The sequence below is a fragment of the Polaribacter sp. PL03 genome (genome assembly GCF_033875165.1).
Taxonomy (GTDB): Bacteria; Bacteroidota; Bacteroidia; order Flavobacteriales; family Flavobacteriaceae; genus Polaribacter.
The window spans coordinates 1-966 of the sequence record NZ_JAWZSV010000019.1; the positions used below are offsets into that span (position 1 = coordinate 1).

1 protein-coding gene is annotated in these 966 nt (G+C 28.8%); it reads left to right on the top strand.

All coding sequences use genetic code 11. From position 1 onward, the window contains the following. The first annotated feature begins 144 nt into the window (after positions 1-144). Positions 145-657, top strand: coding sequence for a hypothetical protein (locus tag SHK09_RS15195; RefSeq protein ID WP_319811642.1), 513 nt, complete (start codon positions 145-147; stop codon positions 655-657). Positions 658-966: the final 309 nt, after the last annotated feature.

Consider the following 966-nt stretch of genomic DNA (forward strand, 5'->3'; position numbering starts at 1 on the left):
TAAAAAAAATTGCTTAAATTTATGCCTTATCAAAGCTTTTTGCTTTTTTAAAAATGCTTCTAATTTTCCGGTGGAAAATTTGCCGCATTTTTAAATCGCAAAAATTTTTATACCAAAACGTTGTGGTGCATTTGACAAAACTATATGAATAGAACTGAATTATTTGATAAATTACTAAATCATAGATACGAAAACCAAAAAGGATTTTGTAGTCTTTTAGATATTTCAGAAACTGAATTTGGAATAAAAGACCGAATATTAATTGAGTCAATTCTTGAGGAAATGCTTGAACGTGATTTAGTGAAACAAACGAATTATGACCAGTTTTCTGTAATGATAAATTATAACGGAAAACAAGTGATTGAAAATTATGGTTCTTATTCATCTTTTTTGGAGTCTGAAAAAGTTAGCCAAAAAAAAGCACAAAGGAGTAAAATTACTCCTGATGTTATTAAAATTGGAATTGCTATCATATTTGGAATTTCTACTGCCATTTTAGGCTGGTTAAATTATATTGATAATAATAAAATTGAAAATCAAAAAACTGAAATAAAAGAGTTGAATAAAAAGATTGAATCATTAGAATCTGAATTAAAAAAACGCACCACAACACCGTATAAAAAAAATGCGGTAGATAGTGCTAAAACCAAAGGCTAGTGCTTTTTTATTAGCGGTATTTCCCTTCGGAAAATCCTCGCATACTAAAACCGCACTTTTCTTATACAACACGTTATATTTCATTGCTCAAAAATCCAAAAATGCGGAATTGAAACTCTAAAAAACAAAAAAACTGAATATTTGTGGAACACTCTCTCGCTCGTTAGATTTTTTAAAATGCGGAGTTTAGCAAGTTTATAGAAATTATGAATTAAGTAAGTTTGCGGAATTTTTACTCGCACGAAAATTGAAACGGAATTCCAAAGTTGCGGAATTGAAAATGTTTGCGGAATCAAAATGTTTGAATTT